17 protein-coding genes are annotated in these 21,425 nt (G+C 48.2%); 11 read left to right on the forward strand and 6 right to left on the reverse strand.

Features of this window, described 5'->3' with window-relative positions; genetic code table 11:
• The first annotated feature begins 136 nt into the window (after positions 1-136).
• On the forward strand, positions 137-1,345 hold the full coding sequence (locus S7335_RS04895; RefSeq protein ID WP_006457671.1) for a transporter substrate-binding domain-containing protein: 1,209 nt from the start codon (positions 137-139) through the stop codon (positions 1,343-1,345).
• Here the strand turns inward: S7335_RS04895 and S7335_RS04900 are convergent, their stop codons facing one another.
• Together S7335_RS04900 and S7335_RS04905 are read right to left on the reverse strand one after the other, a co-directional pair.
• Positions 1,346-1,906, reverse strand: coding sequence for a sugar O-acetyltransferase (locus S7335_RS04900; protein ID WP_038015644.1), 561 nt, complete (start codon positions 1,904-1,906; stop codon positions 1,346-1,348).
• 186 nt (positions 1,907-2,092) lie between these two features.
• Complete coding sequence (locus tag S7335_RS04905) at positions 2,093-3,325, reverse strand: HAMP domain-containing sensor histidine kinase (protein ID WP_006454804.1); 1,233 nt, start codon at positions 3,323-3,325, stop codon at positions 2,093-2,095.
• A gap of 213 nt (positions 3,326-3,538) precedes the next feature.
• On the opposite strand from S7335_RS04905, the gene mnmG reads away from it, so the two are divergent.
• The 4 genes from mnmG (at position 3,539) to S7335_RS04925 (ending at position 8,567) form a co-directional block, all read left to right on the forward strand.
• Positions 3,539-5,428, forward strand: coding sequence for a tRNA uridine-5-carboxymethylaminomethyl(34) synthesis enzyme MnmG (mnmG, locus tag S7335_RS04910; protein WP_006457036.1), 1,890 nt, complete (start codon positions 3,539-3,541; stop codon positions 5,426-5,428).
• 52 nt (positions 5,429-5,480) lie between these two features.
• The gene (locus tag S7335_RS04915) at positions 5,481-6,464 is read left to right on the forward strand and encodes a carbohydrate ABC transporter permease (RefSeq protein WP_006454838.1); all 984 of its coding nucleotides are present in this window, start codon (positions 5,481-5,483) and stop codon (positions 6,462-6,464) included.
• A complete protein-coding gene (locus tag S7335_RS04920) occupies positions 6,461-7,399 on the forward strand; it encodes a carbohydrate ABC transporter permease (RefSeq protein ID WP_006456818.1) in 939 nt (312 codons plus the stop codon). The genes S7335_RS04915 and S7335_RS04920 overlap by 4 nt, the downstream gene beginning before the upstream one ends.
• A gap of 61 nt (positions 7,400-7,460) precedes the next feature.
• Entirely contained in the window at positions 7,461-8,567 is a 1,107-nt protein-coding gene (locus S7335_RS04925) for an ABC transporter ATP-binding protein (protein WP_006455663.1), read from the forward strand.
• A gap of 118 nt (positions 8,568-8,685) precedes the next feature.
• Here S7335_RS04925 and S7335_RS04930 read toward each other — a convergent pair whose 3' ends face one another.
• From S7335_RS04930 to S7335_RS04940, 3 genes are all read right to left on the reverse strand, one after another.
• A complete protein-coding gene (locus tag S7335_RS04930) occupies positions 8,686-10,320 on the reverse strand; it encodes a cation:proton antiporter (protein WP_006457311.1) in 1,635 nt (544 codons plus the stop codon).
• A 6-nt stretch (positions 10,321-10,326) separates the two neighbouring features.
• Entirely contained in the window at positions 10,327-10,785 is a 459-nt protein-coding gene (locus S7335_RS04935) for an NUDIX domain-containing protein (RefSeq protein ID WP_006453679.1), read from the reverse strand.
• A 178-nt stretch (positions 10,786-10,963) separates the two neighbouring features.
• On the reverse strand, positions 10,964-11,440 hold the full coding sequence (locus tag S7335_RS04940) for a DUF4079 domain-containing protein (RefSeq protein WP_038015647.1): 477 nt from the start codon (positions 11,438-11,440) through the stop codon (positions 10,964-10,966).
• A 204-nt stretch (positions 11,441-11,644) separates the two neighbouring features.
• Here S7335_RS04940 and S7335_RS04945 point away from each other — a divergent pair, with 204 nt between their 5' ends.
• The 5 genes from S7335_RS04945 to S7335_RS04970 all read left to right on the forward strand — a co-directional run bounded on the left by S7335_RS04945 (position 11,645) and on the right by S7335_RS04970 (position 19,261).
• Positions 11,645-13,372: a M48 family metallopeptidase gene (locus S7335_RS04945; protein ID WP_006454534.1), complete on the forward strand. Its 1,728-nt coding sequence runs from the start codon at positions 11,645-11,647 to the stop codon at positions 13,370-13,372.
• Between the two features lie 301 nt (positions 13,373-13,673).
• A complete protein-coding gene (acsF, locus tag S7335_RS04950; RefSeq protein ID WP_006456008.1) occupies positions 13,674-14,753 on the forward strand; it encodes a magnesium-protoporphyrin IX monomethyl ester (oxidative) cyclase in 1,080 nt (359 codons plus the stop codon).
• A 554-nt stretch (positions 14,754-15,307) separates the two neighbouring features.
• Entirely contained in the window at positions 15,308-16,528 is a 1,221-nt protein-coding gene (locus S7335_RS04955) for a tetratricopeptide repeat protein (RefSeq protein ID WP_006453569.1), read from the forward strand.
• Positions 16,529-16,764: 236 nt separating this feature from the next.
• Positions 16,765-17,049, forward strand: a complete 285-nt coding sequence (locus S7335_RS04960; protein ID WP_038015650.1) for a metalloregulator ArsR/SmtB family transcription factor — start codon at positions 16,765-16,767, stop codon at positions 17,047-17,049.
• 364 nt (positions 17,050-17,413) lie between these two features.
• Positions 17,414-19,261, forward strand: coding sequence for a diguanylate cyclase (locus S7335_RS04970; RefSeq protein ID WP_006454049.1), 1,848 nt, complete (start codon positions 17,414-17,416; stop codon positions 19,259-19,261).
• A 248-nt stretch (positions 19,262-19,509) separates the two neighbouring features.
• Here S7335_RS04970 and S7335_RS04975 read toward each other — a convergent pair whose 3' ends face one another.
• A complete protein-coding gene (locus S7335_RS04975) occupies positions 19,510-20,160 on the reverse strand; it encodes a hypothetical protein (protein ID WP_038015656.1) in 651 nt (216 codons plus the stop codon).
• Between the two features lie 96 nt (positions 20,161-20,256).
• Here S7335_RS04975 and S7335_RS04980 point away from each other — a divergent pair, with 96 nt between their 5' ends.
• Positions 20,257-21,423 carry a radical SAM/SPASM domain-containing protein gene (locus tag S7335_RS04980; protein ID WP_157620095.1) on the forward strand — a complete coding sequence of 389 codons (1,167 nt, stop codon included), beginning with the start codon at positions 20,257-20,259 and terminating at the stop codon, positions 21,421-21,423.
• The last annotated feature ends 2 nt before the right edge of the window (positions 21,424-21,425 follow it).

The following is a 21,425-nucleotide window of genomic DNA, read 5'->3' on the forward strand; positions in this document are numbered from 1 at the left end:
AGAGTTCGTCAACAGTAGTCAGTAGTGAGATAGCAGTAACGGAAGGTGTTTGATTTCTGTCTGTACGGTGATGGATGAATCAAAGTAAGCCGCCATGCTGGACAAAATAAAGATAAGGCTAAAGCGATTTCTTCATATGTACTTTTTACAAAAGCAAGCTAGCGCCCGTTCTAGAAAGTTCGGTCAAATCTTTAGTAAGCGATGTGGAATAGCTTTTCTGCTGTTTTTCTTAGGGCTGTATCTACCAACGCGCCCACCTGCGAATGCGCAGACTCAGACAGCGCCGCCAACTACTGAAGACAACCGCGAAACCAGCGCCGACACGCCGCCAGCGAGCGCCCAAGGGACTGGGTCAATGGTTGTAGGGGTTAGTCATCTACCACCGTTTGCGATCGCCACTAAAACTGAATCAGGTACAGACTGGGACGGCATCGGCGTTCACCTATGGCGAGAAGTCGCCGAAGAGTTAGGCATTGATTACGAATGGCAAGAGATCGCGCCCAACGCAGCGATAGACCAGGTAGAAAACGGAACGATAGATATTGCCATCACTGCTGCTGCAACCGCTAGAGCAGAAGAGCGGGTAGATTTTACTCAAAGCTACTACGTCACCTCTATCGGCATCGCTCAAACGGCGCAGCGCAACATTCTAGATAATGTTAAGGCCGTTCTAACGCCTCGTTTCTTGTGGATCTCTCTATGGCTCTCAGTGCTGTTACTAGTAGTGGGCATGATTGTCTGGTTGTTTGAGCGACGCTCTGATGAAGAAGTTTTTGGCAAGGGCATGATGAGTGGACTTTGGGATAGCTTTTGGTGGTCGGCAGTGACCATGACCAGCGTCGGCTATGGCGACAAAGTACCCACTACGTTTGGCGGTCGCCTAGTAGCGTTGCTTTGGATGATTGTTGCATTAGCCGTAGCGGCAACCTTGACAGCGTCTATTACTTCTGTGCTGGCTGCGGACGATAGCGGGCAACTCACGCAGGTAGCGGTCCTCAAGCAGCTAAAAGTCGGCAGCGTAGAGGGCTCTAATGCAGCCGAGGCGCTAAAAGAACAAGAGATCTCTTTTCAGCCGATCAATGTGCCAGAAGATGGTTTGAATGCGATCGCCGATGACCAGATAGACGCCTTCGTTGATGACGCAGCACTGCTGAGCTATATCAACAAGAACAGCTTTCAAAGACGGTTCGTTGTAGAATCTACCGGACTTCAGGCTCGGCGCTATGCTTTTGCACTGCCAAATGATGCCCAGCAGCTAGAAGCAATTAGCGCGCAGGTGATTCAGGAGCAAACTGACGCTGACTGGCAGCCATTGCTAGAGCAGTTTTTACCCAAGAACAACTAATCAGAGTTGCCGTATGACGCGACACGGGCTGCCTACAGCCAACACGTTAGCCGGTAGGTCTCGTGTGACGACGCTGCCTGTACCTACTACTGTGTTCTCACCAATGCTAATACCAGGGCAGACAACGACTCGACCCCCCAACCAAACGCCATCTCCGATAGAAACAGGCAGGGCGTACTCAAGCCCGGCTCGACGTGTCTTTGCCTCCAAAGGATGGGTTCCTGTATAGATGTGGACGCCGGGCGCAATTTGCACTTCATCACCAATCGTGATCTTGTTGCAATCAAGGAGGACACAGTCGTAGTTGATGAAGCTGCGCTTACCAATAGCGATGTTGAAGCCGTAGTCACAACGCAGCGTTGGCTTCAGTATGGTGTCTTCCCCAAAGCGGGCAAAAAGCTCGGTCAGCAAAATCCGACGTTCTTCTGTTGCATCCGCTGCGGTTGTGTTGAACCTTGACAGGATGGACTGCGCTTGTAGGTGGGCGGATGCCAGCTCAGGATCGTTAGCAAGGTATAGCTCGCCTGCCAACATTTTAGATTTTTGACGACTAGGTGACATAGGATTTTCGAGACTTTTGACGACTAGGCGACAGACGACTAGACGACAGACGACTTGGTGACATAGGTTATCGACTCTGAGACTCTAGAACATCAGGTTTGAGATATCCAATTCTGAGATATCCATTGAAGTTAGGTAGCCAAAAAACTTCGCCATCAGATGAATCGATTCGTCTAAAGCAGGTGCTCAGCTGTGCATTTTGGAGCCACTAATGGCTTCTGTCTGGGTTTTTAGCTGAGCGCCGGTTGAATAGTGAAGTGGCAAAACTATGGTGAAAGTTGAACCGACGTTAGGTTCAGAGGTTAAACGAATGCTGCCTTGCAGCAGTTCTACCAGTTGGCGGGCGATCGCCAAACCCAAACCCGTACTACTTGCCGCCCTTTGGCCCGCTTCCCCTTGATAATACGGTTCAAAAATCCGATCTTGCTCGGCACTATCGATACCTAATCCGCTATCGATCACAGCGACTTCTACTAGATTATTCTCCCTACCTCGCACTAGCCTTGTTTTGACTTTAATACTGCCTTCCTCTGTATAACGAACCGCATTGCTAATCAGGTTAGTGAGTACCTGCCTTAGCCGAGTTTGGTCAGTTGTCATAGGCTCAATATCAGCCTGACAATCTACCTCAATCGATAGTGCCTTCTGCTGAGCCAAGGTGCTGAGGACAGTAGCAACTTCTTCTATCAAACTACTAAGGTCGACCTGCTCAAGCTTGATCGCCATCTGTCCAGATCTACAATAAGAGATCTCTAACGTCTCATTGATCATCGTTAGCAGTCGCCTGCCATTGGCTAGCACCTGCTCAATAAAATCAAAGTTGGGCTTCGTATGCGAACTCTGCTGCCGCAAAAACAGGTCAGAGTAGCCAATGATGCAGCTCAATGGACTTTTAAGCTCATGAGCAAGATAAGCCATGTTCCTCTGTTCATTACGAGCCAAGCGGTCTAGTTCTTGATTACTGACCATCATCTCGTCATACAGCCATTTCACCTCACGCAGGCGTTCGTCCGTGTAGCGATCTAGGCAAAAGGCGATCGTCTTATCTAGCACACCATCTATCAATCGGGTGGCTCGTAGAGTTAACCGGGTGTCGCTGGTCAGCAGCTTCGCTTCTAGTTCGTCAAATATGATGCCGCGTAAAATGCCATACTCTCGTACGATTTCACCTGCGCTATACCCTTGTTTAGCGCGCATTTCGCCATGAACGTCAGCTTGATCAATAGCAGCGCGAACGTCTGAGAGCTGAGGATCACGAAGCAAATGAGCGATCGCATCTAGCAGATTAGGCAAACTATCTAAAATCGCCTCGTAGGTCAGATCTTGGCTGCTCTCAATGTGATTGTCCCCACGAACCTGCGTCATCCACGTATCAATAATGGCACGTTTGCGCTGAGCCAGCAGCTGACCAAAATCCATGTTTGACGCTTCCTATTTCTTAAAGAAAAATTTATGTATATTCTGCAAGCTTACAGACTTCTTACGCCTTATAGGTCGTCTTCTAGGAATATCACTTGGGTACAGCCATCAATCGCTAGAATGATGTCAGACCAATATCGGACGGACAGTGAGTTCTGACCTCCGCAACTAGAGCGCCTCTAGGTTGGTCGCATAGATACTATTGCCTGCAGTATGAGTGTTTCTTTTTCAGACCAATTTGACGTTGTAGTAGTAGGTGCAGGCCATGCTGGCTGCGAAGCTGCGCTTGCTGCCGCTCGTTTAGGGTGTCGCACCTTGCTGCTGACAATGAACTTAGATCGCATTGCCTGGCAGCCCTGTAACCCTGCCGTGGGAGGTCCGGCCAAGTCACAGCTTGCTCACGAAGTCGATGCTCTGGGCGGGGAAATTGGCAAAATCGCTGATCGCACCTATCTACAAAAGCGAATTCTCAATAGCTCGCGTGGTCCAGCGGTGTGGGCTCTGCGGGCGCAAACAGACAAGCGTGAGTACGCTGCTGTGATGAAGTCGGTCGTAGAAAACCAGGAGAATCTGATCCTGCGTGAAGGGATGGCGACCGATCTAGTGTTGGGCGATCGCGGTGAGATTATCGGTATCGAAACCCACTTCGGCATGACCTTTGGATGTCAGGCCGCTATTCTCACGACCGGCACCTTTCTCAATGGCACTATCTGGGTCGGTAAAAAATCCCTTTCCGCTGGCCGCGCCGGAGAGCCCGCTGCGATCGGCATGAGCGAAACCCTGAGTCGTCTCGGCTTTGAAACCAGCAGACTCAAAACTGGGACGCCCGCTCGCGTTGACAAGCGCTCTGTCGACTACAGCCGCCTCGAAGAACAGCCAGGCGATCCGAACGTCCGCTGGTTCAGCTTTGACCCAGAAGTTTGGCAAGAACGAGAGCAAATTCCTTGCTACATGACTCGCACTACCGCAGCCACCCATCAGCTAGTGCGCGATAATCTACACCTTTCACCGGTCTACGGTGGCTGGGTCGAAGCCAAGGGGCCGCGCTACTGTCCTTGCATAGAAGATAAAATCGTCCGCTTTGCCGATAAAGAAAGCCATCAGATTTTTATCGAGCCAGAAGGCCGCGACTATCCTGAGCTTTACATTCAGGGTTTCTCGACGGGTCTGCCTGAACATTTGCAGGTGGACATGCTCCACACGCTACCCGGCTTAGAAAACTGCACAATGCTCCGCCCTGCCTACGCTGTAGACTACGACTATATTCCGGCGACGCAGTGTTTTCCTACCCTAATGACCAAGAAGGTTGAAGGGCTCTTTTGTGCGGGGCAGATCAATGGCACGACTGGATACGAAGAAGCCGCTGGGCAGGGACTCGTTGCAGGTATTAACGCGGCCCGTTTGGTTCAAGCTAAAGAGCTGATTGTCTTTCCGCGTGAAGGTAGCTATCTAGGGACGCTGATTGACGATCTTTGTACGAAAGATTTGAGAGAACCTTACCGAGTACTGACCTCTCGGTCGGAGTATCGGCTGATCTTGCGCTCGGATAATGCAGACCAAAGACTAACGCCATTGGGTCGTGAGATTGGACTGATCGACGATCGCCGCTGGCAGCTATATCAACAGAAGCAAGCAAATATCATCGCTGAAAAAGAGCGTTTGCACACCGAAAGGGTGAAAGAACAGACTGAAGTTGGCCAACAAATCTACGCAGACACCCAGCAAAAGATCAAAGGGTCAGTTACACTTGCCGATTTGATTCGCCGGCCTAAGTTTCACTATGAGCATCTAGAAAGCTACGGTCTAGGTAATCAAGCATTAACTACCGCCGAAAAAGAAGGCGCGGAAATCGATATAAAATACTCTGGCTACATTCAGCGTCAGCAAAAACAGATTGATCTGGTTTCTCGTCAGACAAATCGATCGCTGCCGCAAGACTTGGACTATATGACCGTCGAGACACTATCGATGGAGTCAAGAGAGAAGTTGAACAAGGTCAAACCGCTGACGGTGGGACAAGCAACGCGGATTGGCGGTGTCAATCCGGCGGATGTGAACGCGCTGCTAGTATTCCTGGAGGTGCGCGATCGCCAAGCATCATAATTCGAGCAAATCCTTGGACCAATAGTACGGGGCGCACAGAACGAGCTGATTTATGGATAACAACCTGTTGTTGATACTCAGAGCACTACTGGCGATCGCGCTGGGCTCAGGCGGTGTCATTGCTATCTTCTATGGGCTCAATATCCTGGTTGAAAAGGCTCTACCCAAAGGAACGCAGCGCCGAATTCTGCCCTGGATTTATGTAGGACCCTCCCTCCTACTGCTGTTGGTTTATCTGGTGCTACCCACCATTCGCACTATCTATCTCAGCTTTTTCAACAACGATTCGAGTCGCTTTGTCGGACTGAGAAACTATATTTTTGCCTTCACCTCGCCCGATATGTTGATTGCTTTTCGCAACAACCTGCTATGGCTAGTGTTAGTAACAGGTATTAGCGTTGGACTAGGGTTAATCATCGCTGTGTTAGTCGATAGGGTGCGATATGAGCCTTTGGCTAAATCCTTGATCTTCTTACCGATGGCGATTTCGTTCGTGGGCGCGAGCGTTATCTGGCGATTTGTCTATGCCTATCGGCCAGCGGGAAGTGAACAGATTGGACTACTCAACGCGGTTGTGACTTTTCTCGGGTTCGAACCGATTGGCTGGCTAGTCGAGCGTGATATCAATAACTTTGCGCTGATTGCCATTATGATTTGGCTGCAGACAGGCTTTTGTATGGTGCTGCTCTCTTCAGCCGTCAAAGGCGTGCCTAAAGATGTAATCGAAGCCGCTAGAGTAGACGGTGCTAACGAGTTTCAGATTTTTCGGCGGATTATCGTACCGATGATCATGCCAACGGTAACAGTGGTCTCCACGACGGTGATTGTCTTAGTACTGAAGGTGTTTGATATTGTTTTTGTGATGACAGGTGGCAACTTAGATACCGATGTGATCGCCAGTCGAATGGTCAGAGAAATGTTCAACTTTCGCAACTTTGGTCGGGGTAGTGCGATCGCAGTTATCTTACTGATCGCGGTCATTCCCGTCATGGTGGCCAACATTCGCCGCTTTCGCCAGCAGGAGCTAGATCGATGACGAGCGCCAAATCCATTCCTCCACAATCGCCTCAGCCACGGCTACCGGGTCCGCGCTATCAGCGCAGCCGCAAAGAAAAGTCTGGGTTCGAGCAATTTGTGGCCAAAGCGCCAGTCCATATTGCGGTCGTTGCGATTGCGGTTCTGTGGACATTGCCAACGCTAGGGCTATTGATCAGCTCCTTTCGGCCCGCTGAAGACTTAACCAGTAGCGGCTGGTGGACTGTGTTTGTCAATCCGTTTGAATTTACCCAGTTCACGCTTAGCAACTATGCTCAAGTCTTGTTCGATCAGGGCATGGGACAAGCTTTTCTCAACAGCTTAGTGATTTCCGTGCCTGCGACGGTGATTCCGATTGCGATCGCTACCTTCGCAGCCTACGCGCTTGCTTGGATGGAATTTCCCGGCCGTCAAACCTTATTCATCATTACCGTTGGGCTCCTAGTCGTACCGCTACAGATGACGTTAATTCCAATCTTGCGAGCCTATACCGCACTAGGGCTCTCTGGCACTTACCTCGCGGTTTGGCTGGCGCACAGTGCCTATGGATTGCCGCTAGGCGTATACCTATTGCGCAATTACATTGGCTCATTGCCCCGCGATTTAATCGAAGCTGCAACGGTTGATGGCGCTTCCCACTTACAGGTATTCTCACGAGTCATTGTTCCACTCAGCATGCCGGCGATCGCCTCTTTTGCCGTCTTTCAGTTTCTTTGGGTCTGGAATGATTTGCTTGTGGCTCTAGTATATCTAGGCGGCAATCAAGATGTTGCTCCAGTGACGCTAGTACTCAGAAATATTGTGGGCGATCGCGGCCAGGATTGGTTTCTTCTCACCGCTGGGGCGTTCGTCTCTATGCTGGTGCCGATGATTGTCTTTTTTGCCCTACAGCGCTACTTCGTGCGCGGTCTGCTAGCAGGCTCCGTCAAAGGATAGAAAACCCAAACCTAGGAAATTAACCCTAAAAACTTACCCTTTATTATTTCTCTTTATTCCTATGTCTAGTGTCACCTTTGAGAATGTCACCAAACAATACGAAAACGGATTTGTCGCTGTAAAAGACTTAAACATCCAGCTAGAGGATAAAGAGTTTCTGGTTCTAGTAGGACCTTCTGGCTGCGGTAAAACCACTTCGCTTAGGATGCTAGCAGGCCTAGAAGATATTACTAGCGGCAGCATCTACATCGGTGGACAAAGGGTAAACAACGTCACCCCTAAAGATCGAGATATCGCGATGGTATTTCAATCTTATGCGCTGTATCCGCATATGACTGTCGCCGAGAATATGGGCTTTAGTTTAGATCTTAAGGGCGTCTCGAAAGCTGAAATTAATAAACGAGTGAAGGCCGCCGGACAGCAGCTAGGGATTGAACACTTATTGGATCGCAAGCCCAAGCAGCTATCAGGTGGACAACGGCAGCGGGTTGCCTTGGGCCGAGCAATTGTGCGATCGCCGGCTGTTTTTTTGATGGATGAGCCGCTCTCTAACCTCGATGCCAAACTCCGGGTTCAAGCCCGCGCCGAACTCAGCCAGCTGCATAAGAAAGTTGGCACTACCTTTGTCTATGTCACTCACGATCAGGCCGAAGCAATGACGATGGGCTCTCGTATTGCGGTGATGAACAGCGGCATTTTGCAACAGATTGACACACCTCAAAACGTCTACGATCATCCTAACAATATTTTTGTGGCGGGCTTCTTAGGTAGCCCATCGATGAATTTTTTCGAGGCGAGGCTACTCCGACAAAACGACGAGCTAGTCATCAAAACCGATAGCGGCATTGTTGTTCCAATCCCACCCGAGCGGCTTGAGCGCTACCTGGAATTTCAGGGTCGCCCTGTCGTTTTCGGTATCCGCCCCGAAGGGATCTACCATCCTCAGTATGTTCCGCCTGGTATTACTCCGGTCAGCATTCCAGCTACCGCTACCGTTGTCGAACTGATGGGCTATGAAATCATCGTTTACTTCACGCTGCAAGATGGCACCGAATTTATCGCCCGTTTAGACCCTAGAGCCAAAGTCGCTCCGGGCGAAGCTCTTAACCTACAGTTCGATCTCACTCGCTTTCATCTTTTTGATCAGGAAAGCGAGCAGGTAATTTAGACGACCTAAGCCAGCAAGACGTTGCCCCTTCCCAAACCACCAAAGGAGCGCATTCACCTTTTCAAAAGCAGGATTTACCTGATACGAGCAGTGAACTCTACTGCGCCTAGTACTGTGCTTAGGAAGCTTCAACAATAGTAATTGGCAGTTCGCTCATCTCTAAGAGGTGGTGAGCTACCGAACCAACAGATCTTTTAGCAGTCGTCTGCGCATTAATAAAGCTGAAGCTGTTCTTACCGACAACAATATCGGTTGCGTGGTAGGTAATAGCAGCCTGTAGGATTTCTCTCTCAATCGAGCCTGAGACTGTAACAAATTGATGGCGGATATCAGCTAGCAACTTATGGCTCTGAATCTCTAGACAGTCGAGTTCTAGGCTATCTAGCTGCTGATAGATATGAATTACTACAACGCTAGCCTCACTATGGCGCGCCATCTCTGCGGCCTTCAGTAAAACCTGTTTAGCTGTCGGAGAGCTATCGACGGCAGCGAGAAGCACAGAAGTTTGATCAACCGTTGTTTTTGTCGGATCAACCCGATCACGCTGCAATAGCTTCGGTGCGAATGTTGGAATGGCCCAAGCTCCAGCAGGTGCAGTGATCAGAATGGACAGCGCTGCGATCGCCAGAATCACCTCTCCACCTTCTATGCCCATCGCCAAAGGAATTGCTCCGATTGCAGCTTGCACCGTCGCCTTTGCCGAATTTCCTGGCAATAGGAACAGTCGTTCTTTGAAGGTCCAATTGCTCCCTAATGTAGATAGATACCAGCCCAGCGATCGCCCTATCAGAGTCCCAATTACTAATAACAACAATCCTAGCCAAAAGATCTCTTCTAAAATGCCAATTTGAATACTCGCGCCTAGTAAAACAAATAGAACAATCTCTGCAATCGTCCATAGGCCGCCGAATCCTTGCCGTAGCTGCCTTGCGAAAGGTGGATCGGATTGAATCAAAAAGAATCCAGTTGCCATTACGGCTAGATAGCCAGAAAACAACAGCGTCTGCTGCGCGGTTACGACCAGCAATAGAGCACTACTCGCTACGATCAAAGTACTCTGTATACCGGGCTGCACCCATTGTTGTCGAACAATCATAACTATCAGTAGCTTCGCACTCAGCCAGCCGACAACAACACCCAAGCTCACCTGCATCACGACTTGAAAGGGCAGCACTTGCAACGGACTTAGAACAAAGCCACCAGGTAAAACAACTTCTGTCGCCGCCGTTTGAGACAAGAACGCCAGCAGCAGACTAAACACTAATAGCAGCAGCACATCTGATAGGGCGCTACCCATCAAAATGGCATCGGGAATGCCCTTCTTCACGCCGTATCCCAGTCTTTTTAGCCGCAGCATTCCTGGCACAATCACTGCTGGAGATTCCGCACCGACTAAGCACCCCAGCAGCAATCCAGTGAAAAAATCAAATTGAAACAGCCACATCGCGCAAAAAGCGACCGCGATCGCCTCAAAAGCTGCAGGTAAAAATCCCAGCCGCAGCGCCACTGTTCCCTGCTGAGCTAGCTTCTCCGGGTCTAGCCCTAACCCGGCCTTCATCAAAACCACCATCACTGCGATGCTGCGTAGCGCATCTGCTGATTGCAGCACCTCCACGCTAAGCATATTGCCCAACTGAGGACCTAACGCAGCCCCAGCGAGCACCATACCTAGCAGCGGCGGCGCTCCTAACCGCTGAGCTAATCGGCCCGCAATCAAGCCTCCTAGTAGAATCCAAATCCAACTCGATAGCACCGCATCCTATCCAAACGAGGCTAGACCACTTTCAATAAAGTCCAATAGTACCTGTCGATGCGGACCACCGAGCGATCGCACCTGACCTAGCTTTCGAGAATATTTTTGGCCTGAACGCACCTCTGCCACCGAACACAGTGCCATGTCCTGCCCTTCGTTCAGCTGCAGCTGGCTCAGCGGCACCGCTAATTCACCATAATAGTAGTAACGCCTGTAGCCGATGCTTTCTCGCTTGTAGAACAGCCTTAGCTGAGTAGGCGCATAGCCGACTTCCTCTATCAGTTCGCGCCTTACGCTGCATTCTGGCGATTCTTCTGCCTCCATGTGACCACCAAAAAATCCCCAGACACCTGGGTAATGAATCGTTGGGAAGTCGTCTCGTAGCTGCATCAAAAAGCAGCCTTCTCGATATAAAACGGCCATCGCTACCCGTACCAGAAACCTATCTAGATTGATATCCTCCATTGGACGTAAGTCTAAGAAATTTTTTCTGGTATGACGGGTATATTGGTTTCACGAGCGGTTGTTCACTGTGTCGGAATCGCCCTTTCTGGAGCACTCTGCGTGAATCAACAGTGAGATAGCTCAAAGGCAGACCCCCATCATCCATAGGGTCTGCCTTTTTCTTAGCCAAACATATTGCTTAGCTAAACATACTGCTCAAAATCCTTTGGACGATCTGAACGCCCGTCACAGCCTGCCAGCCGAACAGACCGACTAGAACAGTATTCAAAGCGATATGGGTATAGCGGGCTGTATCATTACCATTTTTCATAAACGGCACTAGCGAAGCCGAAGTCGCAATCAGAGCCATCATGCCAAGGCCAGCTAACAGATGGGGCCCAAAGAACAGCTTGCCATTGTTTAGGTAGGTAACACCCATGCCACCGATACTCCCAGTCACCATAGAGGCTAGCAGTATAGACCCCGCCTGATGATGGCGAGCTAGGAACTTGCCTTTTATCAGTTGCTTCTTCTCTTCCCCAGTAGCCAAACGAGTCTGTCGATGCTGGTAGCCGAGATAGGCGGCATAAAGAGTTAAGGCAAAAATCCCCCACATTAATACTGGATGGATAAAATTAAGCCAGGGTTTAATCGCATCAATGGTCTCGGAATTCATAGATTCAATTTAAGATTTATTACATATTTCAGTATAGCGAAAGGTCCAATCGTTCTAAACAAATTAATCGTTGACGATTTTGATATAGTTCCTTGTTCTAGAGCGACACATATCAACTAGCTCTGTCTCCGTTCACGTCTGCTGTTTCTGCGCCTGAGTCACAGTCACTCAATGAAAAATTTCCATTCCCTCACAAAGGCCACAATGCTGGCTTTGTTCACGACTCTAGTAGTCGTAGTGAGTACTCAGCTATCAGCCACGGGCAAAGTGCCTACTATGCCTTCAGCTATTGTTGCTAGCGCTGAGAGGGAAGTCACTGCCGATCTTGAAGAAGTCGCTGCTGATTCTGATACTAACGATCTTGAAGTTGATGAAGCTGCGGAAGAATCAGTTGATTTAGAAGGAGCTGATATCGAAGAAGCGCAGCCATCAGAAGAGCCAAGCGAAGATAGTAGCCAAGAAGAGACTGAGGGGTCCGCTGATTCTGCTGAAGATGCCGCTGAGGACAGTTCGCCAAGCGTGACAGCAGAAGAGCGGGTCCGCAGAAAGCTCTTAATTCAGGCAGATAGGGAGTATGCAGCCGGAAATTTTGCGGCGGCTAGAGCCCTTTATCAGCAGGCTAAGGATCAAACTTGGCTCATTCCCCAACAGTTTTCAACGCTTCCACCTGAGCCTTTTACAGACGAGGCTTCGCTAAGACCTGGCGCAGCGGTTTACTGGAGAGAGGCGCAAGCAGGTGCTAACAATCAAACACCCGCCCAGACACTGACGGCATTAGGATTGCTTACTGAAGAGTACCCAGCTTTCATCCCAGGACATTTGCGCTACGCGATCGCCCTGCAGGAAAATGATCAGCCTGAAGCCGCCAGCGACGTGCTTGAAGCCGCACTTACCCTATATCCTGGCCAAAGCGATTTGCTCCTAGCCCAGATCGATTTTTTTATGGCACAAGAACAGTGGTTAGAAGCGGCGATCGCCTCGCGTCAGTTCGTTGTCCTCAATTCCGATCACGTGGCCACTGAGCAGCAGCAGCAGCTAGCCGACCAAAACCTACAGCGATTTCAACAAGAGACTAGAGCGGAGATTCGTGAAGGGGCGATCGCTAACGTCATTACCGGCGCGCTTGGCTATGCACTTACTGGCAGCATCTTTGGCCCTTTCACCGCTGCCAACTCCGCTATTCTGCTACTACAAGGAGAAAATACTGTTGGCGCTCAAGTATCTAATCAAATTCGTCAGCGCATTCCGATGCTGCAAAACCCTGAAGCGCTTGGCTATGTACGTCGCATCGGAAATCGTCTATCCCAAGCCACTGGTCGCCGCGATCTAGACTACGAGTTTCATATCATTCTCGATCCTAATCTCAATGCCTTCGCGCTCCCTGGTGGCAAAATTTTTGTCAACGCAGGTGCCATCCTTGATACGCAATCCGAAGCAGAACTAGCCGGCCTACTCTCTCATGAGCTTGCCCACGCTGTTCTTTCTCACGGCTTTCAAATTGCGACTAGAGGCAATCTCAGCAGCAGCATTGCCCAATACCTACCATATGGTGGATTGATCAACAACGTTTTTCTGAGTGGTTACTCTCGCAACATGGAACGACAAGCCGACATTGTCGGCACCCAGATTCTTGCAGCGAGCAACTACGCGGCCGATGGTGTCTACAACGTTATGATCACTCTCAACGAGCAAGCCCAGGCAAGCGGTCGCAGCGTGCCTACCTGGATTTCTAGTCATCCTAACCCTGAAGATCGCGTTACCTATCTCAAGGCCCTAGTAGAACGCGGCGGCTATGATCGCTATGCCTATGAAGGCGTCGCCAGTCATGAAGAAATTCAAGTAATTGTTGCTAGAGAGCTAGCTGCATATCGAGCCCAGCGAGCGGCAGAACAATCTTCAGATAGCGTTGACGACGCAGTAGAAGCGCAATAGCAAACAGACCTTTATGATGCGGCAAATCGGGTTGACTGGTAAGTCTCAACTGGTAATTATTAGGGGAGTCAGTCCTTGCTTCGACTCACTCTTGGACAATGACTCGCTTTTGGACAAAGCAACTAGAAACTAGCGACTACTTAGAGTAGTCAGCAAACGCTGCTCACACAGCAGCGAGCACCCATCAACTTCATCTTCCTACTCGATTCTTTACAATTCTCAAACTCCTGACTTCCCAGCATTTCGGCTTGGTACACTAACTATGCATAACTTTCGGATATGAAGGTCGACAGAGGCAAAAATGGTAGCAACCAAACCTAATCAGACGAAATTTGACGAAATTCGGCCCGGTGTGAAAGCACCTGCCAAAGATACAATTCTGACTCCTCGGTTTTACACTACCGACTTCGAAGAAATGGCAGAGATGGATGTCTCTAGCAACGAAGAAGAACTCAAAGCCATCATCGCTGAATTCAAAGTCGACTACAATCGTCACCACTTTGTTCGTAACGAGCAGTTCGAAGGTGCGTGGGACCACATTCAAGGTGAGCGCCGTCAGGTTTTTATTGAGTTTTTAGAACGCTCGTGCACTGCCGAATTCTCAGGCTTCTTGCTTTACAAAGAACTCGCTCGCAAGCTTAAAGGGCGCAATCCCCTATTGGCTGAAGGATTCGATCTAATGAGCCGTGACGAAGCGCGTCATGCAGGCTTTCTCAATAAGGCAATGTCAGACTTTGATCTACAGTTGGATCTAGGCTTTCTGACAAAGAGTAAAAAGTACACTTTTTTCAAGCCTAAGTTCATCTTCTATGCCACTTATCTATCAGAAAAGATCGGTTACTGGCGCTACATTACAATCTTTCGTCACCTAGAAAAGCACCCTGAAGACACGATTTATCCTATCTTCAACTTCTTCGATAACTGGTGCCAAGACGAGAATCGACATGGTGACTTCTTTGCGGCCATGATGAAATCTCAGCCTCAATTCTTAAACGATCTGAAGGCTCGTTTATGGTGCCGTTTCTTCTTGCTATCAGTATTTGCCACCATGTATCTCAACGATATCCAGCGCAAGAGCTTTTATGCAGCGCTGGGTCTAGATGCTCGTGAATATGACATCGAAGTGATTAAAAAGACTAACGAGTCAGCAGGGCGTTTGTTCCCAATTATTTTGGATGTAGAAGATCCTAAGTTCTTCGCTGAATTAGACAAGTGTACTAAGCACACTGCTGCTGTGAGTAAAATTAGTCAATCTGGCCAGAATAAGGTAATTCAAACTCTGCGCAAAATTCCTCATATCATTGCAGTCGGCAGTAAGCTAGTGAATCTGTACTTCATGAAGCCTATCAGTATGGAGGCTAACCAGAATATAGTTCGATAGAACTACAATTTTGTTCGACAGTGATTTTTTCATGTAGCGCTATCTAAGTACTGTTGAATCACCCCAAAAAGAGAAAGAGATTGTACCAACGTATACGATCTCTTTCTCTTTTTAATAAATCACATAACAGGCGAGGCGGATTGTAGTCCCTTTCTACATTCATTCCACCTAGCACGTTCCAAAACTAATATAAAAACAAACTTACACAAGTCTCTTAGAGTTCATAAAACCAATAAGAGATTTTTTCATTCATGAAAGAAAGTAGCTGAAGGATATTCCACCCAAGCATGATCAATCCTGTTTGAGGAAGATGCTGAAAGGAAGAACGGTTAGCCACCTATTAAAGAAAAAGCATAAGAAAATCTATATTTCACAGACAGACTCAAAGTTTGCCTACTATTCTAGAACGCCCTCCTATCCTATATTTGCCTTTTAGCAGACAAAGGTATTCTTGTGCTATTGAGAGTAAGACTCGCATGCTAATTAAACCTAACTTAATGTTTCAACCAACTTTTATTGATTGGGTTTGGGCACAATTCGCTGACAGTTAGCTGATGAATGACAAAAACAAAGTGGATACAGACATTAAAGTGTTGCTGATCGAAGATAGTTTTTTGGATGCTCAGATGGTCGAAGCAATTATCAGCTCATCTGACTTAGGTAAGCCAAATCTATCGTATGCCAGTCTCTTCGAAGAGGCTTTAAGAATGCTGGCCCAGGAAAGTTATGATCTGATTCTGCTTGATCTACATCTGCCTGATGGTGAAGGGCTAGATTTAATCAGACAGTTGAAGCAGCAGGTTCCTGAAACTCCAGTCGTTGTCCTAACTGGAATTGAGGATGAAACTGTAGCTGTCGCCGCGATTCTAGAAGGTGCTCAAGATTGCCTCACAAAGTCGGACGCTCTCTCACCGTCTCGACAGCCGAGGCTAGGTGCTCACAATTCTGGAAATCTGTTGGCCCATCGAATTGAACATGCGATTAAAAGCGCTAGGCTGACGAAAAGTCTAGAGATTAAGCAAGCTCAACATGCGTTAGCAAGTGCAGAAGACGATGGAGACATCTGGGACTGGGACCTAAAGAACAATCGCATCTATTTATCTCCAAGATGGCAATCTTTACTGGGTCTCTATGGGGCTCCATTAAGCATTCCTGCAGAGGAATGGATCGCTCGTATTCATTTGGAAGATCGCGATCGCTTTGAGCAAACCTTGCAGGACCATCTAGAGCACCGAGAGCAACAGATTTATTGTGAATACCGTATTCAGCATGTAGAGGGACACTATATATGGATACTGACTAAAGGCGAGGCCCTTTGGGACCAATTTGGTAAAGCCTATCGAATAGTAGGGTCCCAATCTGATATCAGCACCCCTAGAGATGAAGAAACAGCTATCTACTCAAGCGAAGAGCTAGCGTCAGTAACACTGTATGCGGTTGGAGCTGGGTTGTTATCGATGCAGGCAATGCTCTTGGTTTACGAAGATCGCTACGATGAAGCTGAATCTCTCTTGCAAGGAACCCTAGAGATGAGAAGAGCGCTTCTTGGCGACGAGCACTTAGACGTTGCAGCTAGTCTTTATAATCTTGCTTCGCTCTACGATAACCAATTTCGATTTCAGGAAGCTGAGGATCTGTTTAAAGAGTCTTTGACCATCTTTCAAAAAGTTCTAGGTTCAAAGCATCCCCATACCCAACGAATTATGGCTAGAGTCTCGATGATCTGTCGGCTGAATCGGACACTAAAATCACTTAGAGAGGAGTCAAAGAATTAAAGTTCATAGTTATAACAGCCCATACTTAAGTATGAGCTGTCAGGCTTTGTAAGCATACCTTGATAGGGAGTTCTTTGTTCTAGACGGATAGCTCAACTTTCCAGATAGAGAATACATTTACTCCCTTTAATGAATAGAGAGTCGGTATCAGACTGGATTGATATCGAGCTGCTTAGCTATGGGAATCATAGAGTCTATTAAGACAAACCGCATTTATGCACCCGTTAGCATCCACTATGAGCAAGTCAGCAGTATTTCCAGGTTTTCATGCACTGTCTGAGCCAATTCGTATACAGATCATCGAGCTTTTAAATGACGTAGGAGAACTTTGTGTTAGCGACATAGCACAACGTTTAGGAATCAATCAGTCTAAGCTCTCCTTTCACCTGAAGATACTCAATCAATCTGGCCTAGTGATAACAAGGCGCCAGGGCCGATATATTTACTACAGTCTCAACCTAAATCAGTTCTCTATTCTAGAGAGTTACCTGTCTCAAATGAAGCAGCTCGGTGAACACTGAATGTACCGAAGTGTTCCAAATACAGAACGTTTAAGTAATTCTTAAGTATTTTTCCTGTGTCTAGAAATTTCACTGCGACTTAAGCTTTTAATCAAGAAGTTTTGAAGCGATGTATTTGATGCCTAGAACGCCGTGGCTTGTGTTTGACACTTCCCCACACTCCCCGCCCTTGGAGGTAGTTTGCTCTATGTGTAGATACGCAGCGAAGAATGAAAGGATGGTCCCCCCGATAAAGCAGTCGAGAGATTCACCTTCCATGCCAAACCCCTTTGCAAGCATAAAGCTTGCGACCAGGAACAACTTTTCGCGAGTTTTCTCTTACTTTTGCTGATTTCTTACTTTTCCACTTAAGGTTCGCTAGCATATGTCAGCTGATATCAATGTGCTTTTAATAGAGAAGGATGTCTCGGATGTTCAGCGCTTTGAGCAGCTTATTGACGCGTCAGATTTCGCAAAGCTGACACTTTTTCACGCTGGTGGATTTCATGAAGCAATCAAAGCTCTGCATCAATCTTGCTTTGAAGTTATTCTGCTTAATCTTTGTCTACCAGATGTCAAAGGGGTTGGGCTAATCAAGCGACTCAAAAGTGAAGCACCACAGACACCGATTGTCGCTGTCGATGACGTAGACGATCTGCAAACTGCGATCGCAGCTATTCAAGAAGGCGCGCAGGACTACTTAGTTAAGAAAAGTATACTAGCACCAGCCCACCTAGAAGGCTCATGCTCCGATAAGTCATACAAGGAAGTAGGAAATCGCTTGATTGCGACGCTGCGATGTGCGATCAAGCGAGCCGAACTCAGTCAGCAGCTAGAAATCAGTCAGCAGCGCTACGAGCTAGCCGTGAAAGGCACTAACGACGGGATCTGGGACTGGGACTTACAGAACCAGCGGATCTACTACTCAGAGCGATGGCAGTCCTTGCTCGGCCTATCAGAATCGGACATGAATGATAGTCCCCATTTCTGGTTTTCTCGGATTCACCCTAACGACCGTTCGCGGTTTCAGCAGCAGCTCACCGGCTATCTAGACAAAGAGCTTCAGCACTTTGAGTGCGAGCATCGTATGCTACATAGCGATGGAACTTATCGGTGGATGCTAAGCCGAGGGGTTGCGTTATGGAGTGATCAGGGTAGAGCTTATCGAATAGCTGGATCCCAAACTGACATCACTTCGCGAAAGTCTCTAGAAAATTCATTATATCAAGAGAAAGAGCTAGCCCAGATTACGCTGCACTCAATTGGAGATGCTGTAATTACCACAGATAGTAAAGGCTATATACAAGATCTAAATCCTATTGCGGAAAGGTTAACTGGGTGGAAAAGACACGAAGCTCAGCAAAAGTCCATTGCTGAGGTTTATAACTTGGTTGATAACAGTACTCAGCGCCTCAAAGATCCAGCTGTACAGACTATTGCAGAAGGCACGGCTACCGGTGTGATTAACCACTGCCCCATCCTAATTTCTAAACATGGCCGGAAGTTTGCGATTAGAGAATCAACAGCCCCGATCCGATCCGCTAGCGGAGAGACTGTAGGCACAGTAGTGATATTCCATGACGTCACCGAAGAACGTATGAAAGCTAAGCGGCTCGCATGGCAGGTTTCCCACGATCCTCTAACTCATCTATACAACAGATCCAAATTTCAACAATCTCTGAATGAGATCATTGAAGATGCTCATACACACAAGTCGCAGCATGTCCTTTGCTGTATGGACTTAGACAATTTCAAAAGTGTGAATGATACCTGTGGACACGCGGCAGGCGATCTGTTTCTCCAACAAATTGCCCATCTGTGGCGTAGTAAAATTCGGTCATCTGACCTGCTGGCAAGACTCGGAGGAGATGAGTTTGGTCTCATTTTGTATGACTGCAATCTAGCTAGCGCACTGAAGATTACTAACGCACTTTGCGAGAGTCTTCGAAGCTTTCGATTTGTCTATGAACACAAGGTCTTTAACGTCGGGGTCAGTATTGGTGTAGCGCCAATTACCCGTGATACTAGGGGCGCAGAAGAAGTACTCCGATTGGCCGACGGTGCTTGCTATGAAGCGAAAAACAAGGGCAGAAATAGAGTGCAGGTGCATAATTTTGATCCGCTAGAAACGAACCACCCTACAGTAAGCGATGGTCAGCGAGGCTCACGGTTGGTCTACGCTCTAGAGAATGATCAGTTTTGTCTTTATAAGCAGGCTGTGACGGCCAGCTAGCCTGCGAATTATAGCGTTTCTCGAATGCCTACTCTTCCAGGATGCCTACTTATAGAGAAGGCTACGCTAATCACTTAGCCTATTGTCTTGAGGCTTTCAGTCAAAAAACTGTGCACCAGTCGAGTGGCAAGCGATATAGTGACGACAGAATCGACTACAGGTAGCAAGCACAAGCGATCGCGTTTCGCTTACTCTGTGGTTTTTCCCTAACTCTAGATCCCAACTGTAAATAGACTTATCAAAAATAGCTAATCAACGCGGCGATTGTATGTCGCTTCAGAATCTTCTCTTACCCATAGAGCTAACCCTCCGCCGCGACCTCTCGCGGCAATATAATCCTGCGTGACTAAGAAGAACGTGAAAAAAGCTTGGTCTCCTAGGGATTGTTCCTTGAAAGCAGCATTACGTTTTGATCCGCCGCGTAGCTCCCCTTCATAAATAGACCACGCGCCTAGTTTTACCTGTATTGCTGTAAAGTCAAAACCCAGACTGCTTGTCTTTTGCCAAAACCGAGTGGGGCCTTTCAGCCGAAGTTGGATAGGCCCACAGGTGACTGAATTAGTCACCTTGCCTTCGTTAGCATGATCACCTTTAGAAAGTGGTTCGTACGCGATCGCAATTCGAATGAGCCGAGGAACAAACCGCCCCTTTCCCAAGGTAGTAATAGCGCTTGATCCAGGACGGGGCGGCACTTTGCGAGTTCCTGAGACAAAGCCTAAGCGCCACCGGCCAATCAGTTGTGCATAGTCGTAATGTCGTTTGGTTCGTTTTCTCTCTTTCTCTGCCTGCAACAAAGCATCAATCACTTTACCAGCATCGGGTGCGCTCCCTTCGCCTTCAACATAGAGAACAGCCTCTGTAATCGAACTATGGATTGAGCTAGCAGTTGAATGAGTCATGATGCGTCTTTTTATTTTCAGCGCTTTCTCATGCGCTTGTCTATTAGCTTGTTACAGTTAGATCGGTTTCAATCTACGGACTACGAGGAAAGTCTTATGCCAGCAAGTATCGCTCCATCTCACGCTCAGGCCCATAGTAAAGTATCCGCCAATGACATTCCCGTAGAAACTAACCACCCGCTAGAACGTATCCATTTAGAAGTGACTAACGTTTGCAACTTCAAGTGTGAGTTTTGTCCTGATGCCATTATGGAACGCAAGCGGGGCCATATGGACATTGACTTACTCGAAAAGGCGCTAGACGAAATTGCGCAATACGATTTGGCTAAGATTGTCGCGTTCCATCTGATGGGTGAACCGCTCATTTATCCGCACATTTTCGAAGCGATTGAAATGGCGATCGCCCGCCAACTAAATCTACATCTGACGACCAACGGCAGTACCTTTCACATTCGCCCAGAGCACATCGAAAAGCTAGTGGCCTCCGGAATTCCCAAAGTTACAATCTCTCTCCAAACGCCCGATCCAGACACCTTTATTATTCGAGGCGCACCGCCCAATCTCAAACCAGAACAATATTTCGAAGGCATCACGCGATACGTACGAGCGAACCTAGCAAGCGAGCGTTCAAACACACGGATACATCTCAAATTTTTAGATACAACGCCGCATCCTTTTTTAGTGCCTCATAAGGCAATGCATGTCGTAGAAGGCAAAGAGCAAATGCAAAAACAATTGCGTGAGTGGTGCGATCGCCTTCTCTTTGACCTACCTGCTGACGACCCAAACCGCCCTAGCCAAACCGAGCTCGCTCGTCGCCTCGCCGCCCACAAGCCTGGACGCTGGCAAGTCATCGAACTCACGCCCAAGCTCGCCCTTGAAACCTTTCCCCTTGATAGCTGGGGCAACGTCGAAAGCACCACCGTCATCCCAGCTAGCTTTGGCTATTGTAATAGCACCACCGACCAGGCAGGTATTCTCTACGACGGCACCGTCGTCCCTTGCTGCAAAGACTATGACGGCAAAATTCCTCTTGGCAACCTGAACGACTATACGCTCAGGCAAATCCTCTATCAACAAAGACCTGCCTGTGGCTTACGAGAAGGCTTCGATAAGTTCCAGGTCATTAACCCGGTGTGTCAACGCTGCTTGGGTGCAGACACTCGGCAAAAATCGCTTTTACGTCAAGTTGGATCTATCGTCTATTTCAAACTATACAATCCCATCATGAAAAGACTTAATCCTGGCTGGGGAGAAGTATAGAT

This window comes from Synechococcus sp. PCC 7335 (assembly GCF_000155595.1).
Lineage (GTDB): Bacteria > Cyanobacteriota > Cyanobacteriia > Phormidesmidales > Phormidesmidaceae > Phormidesmis.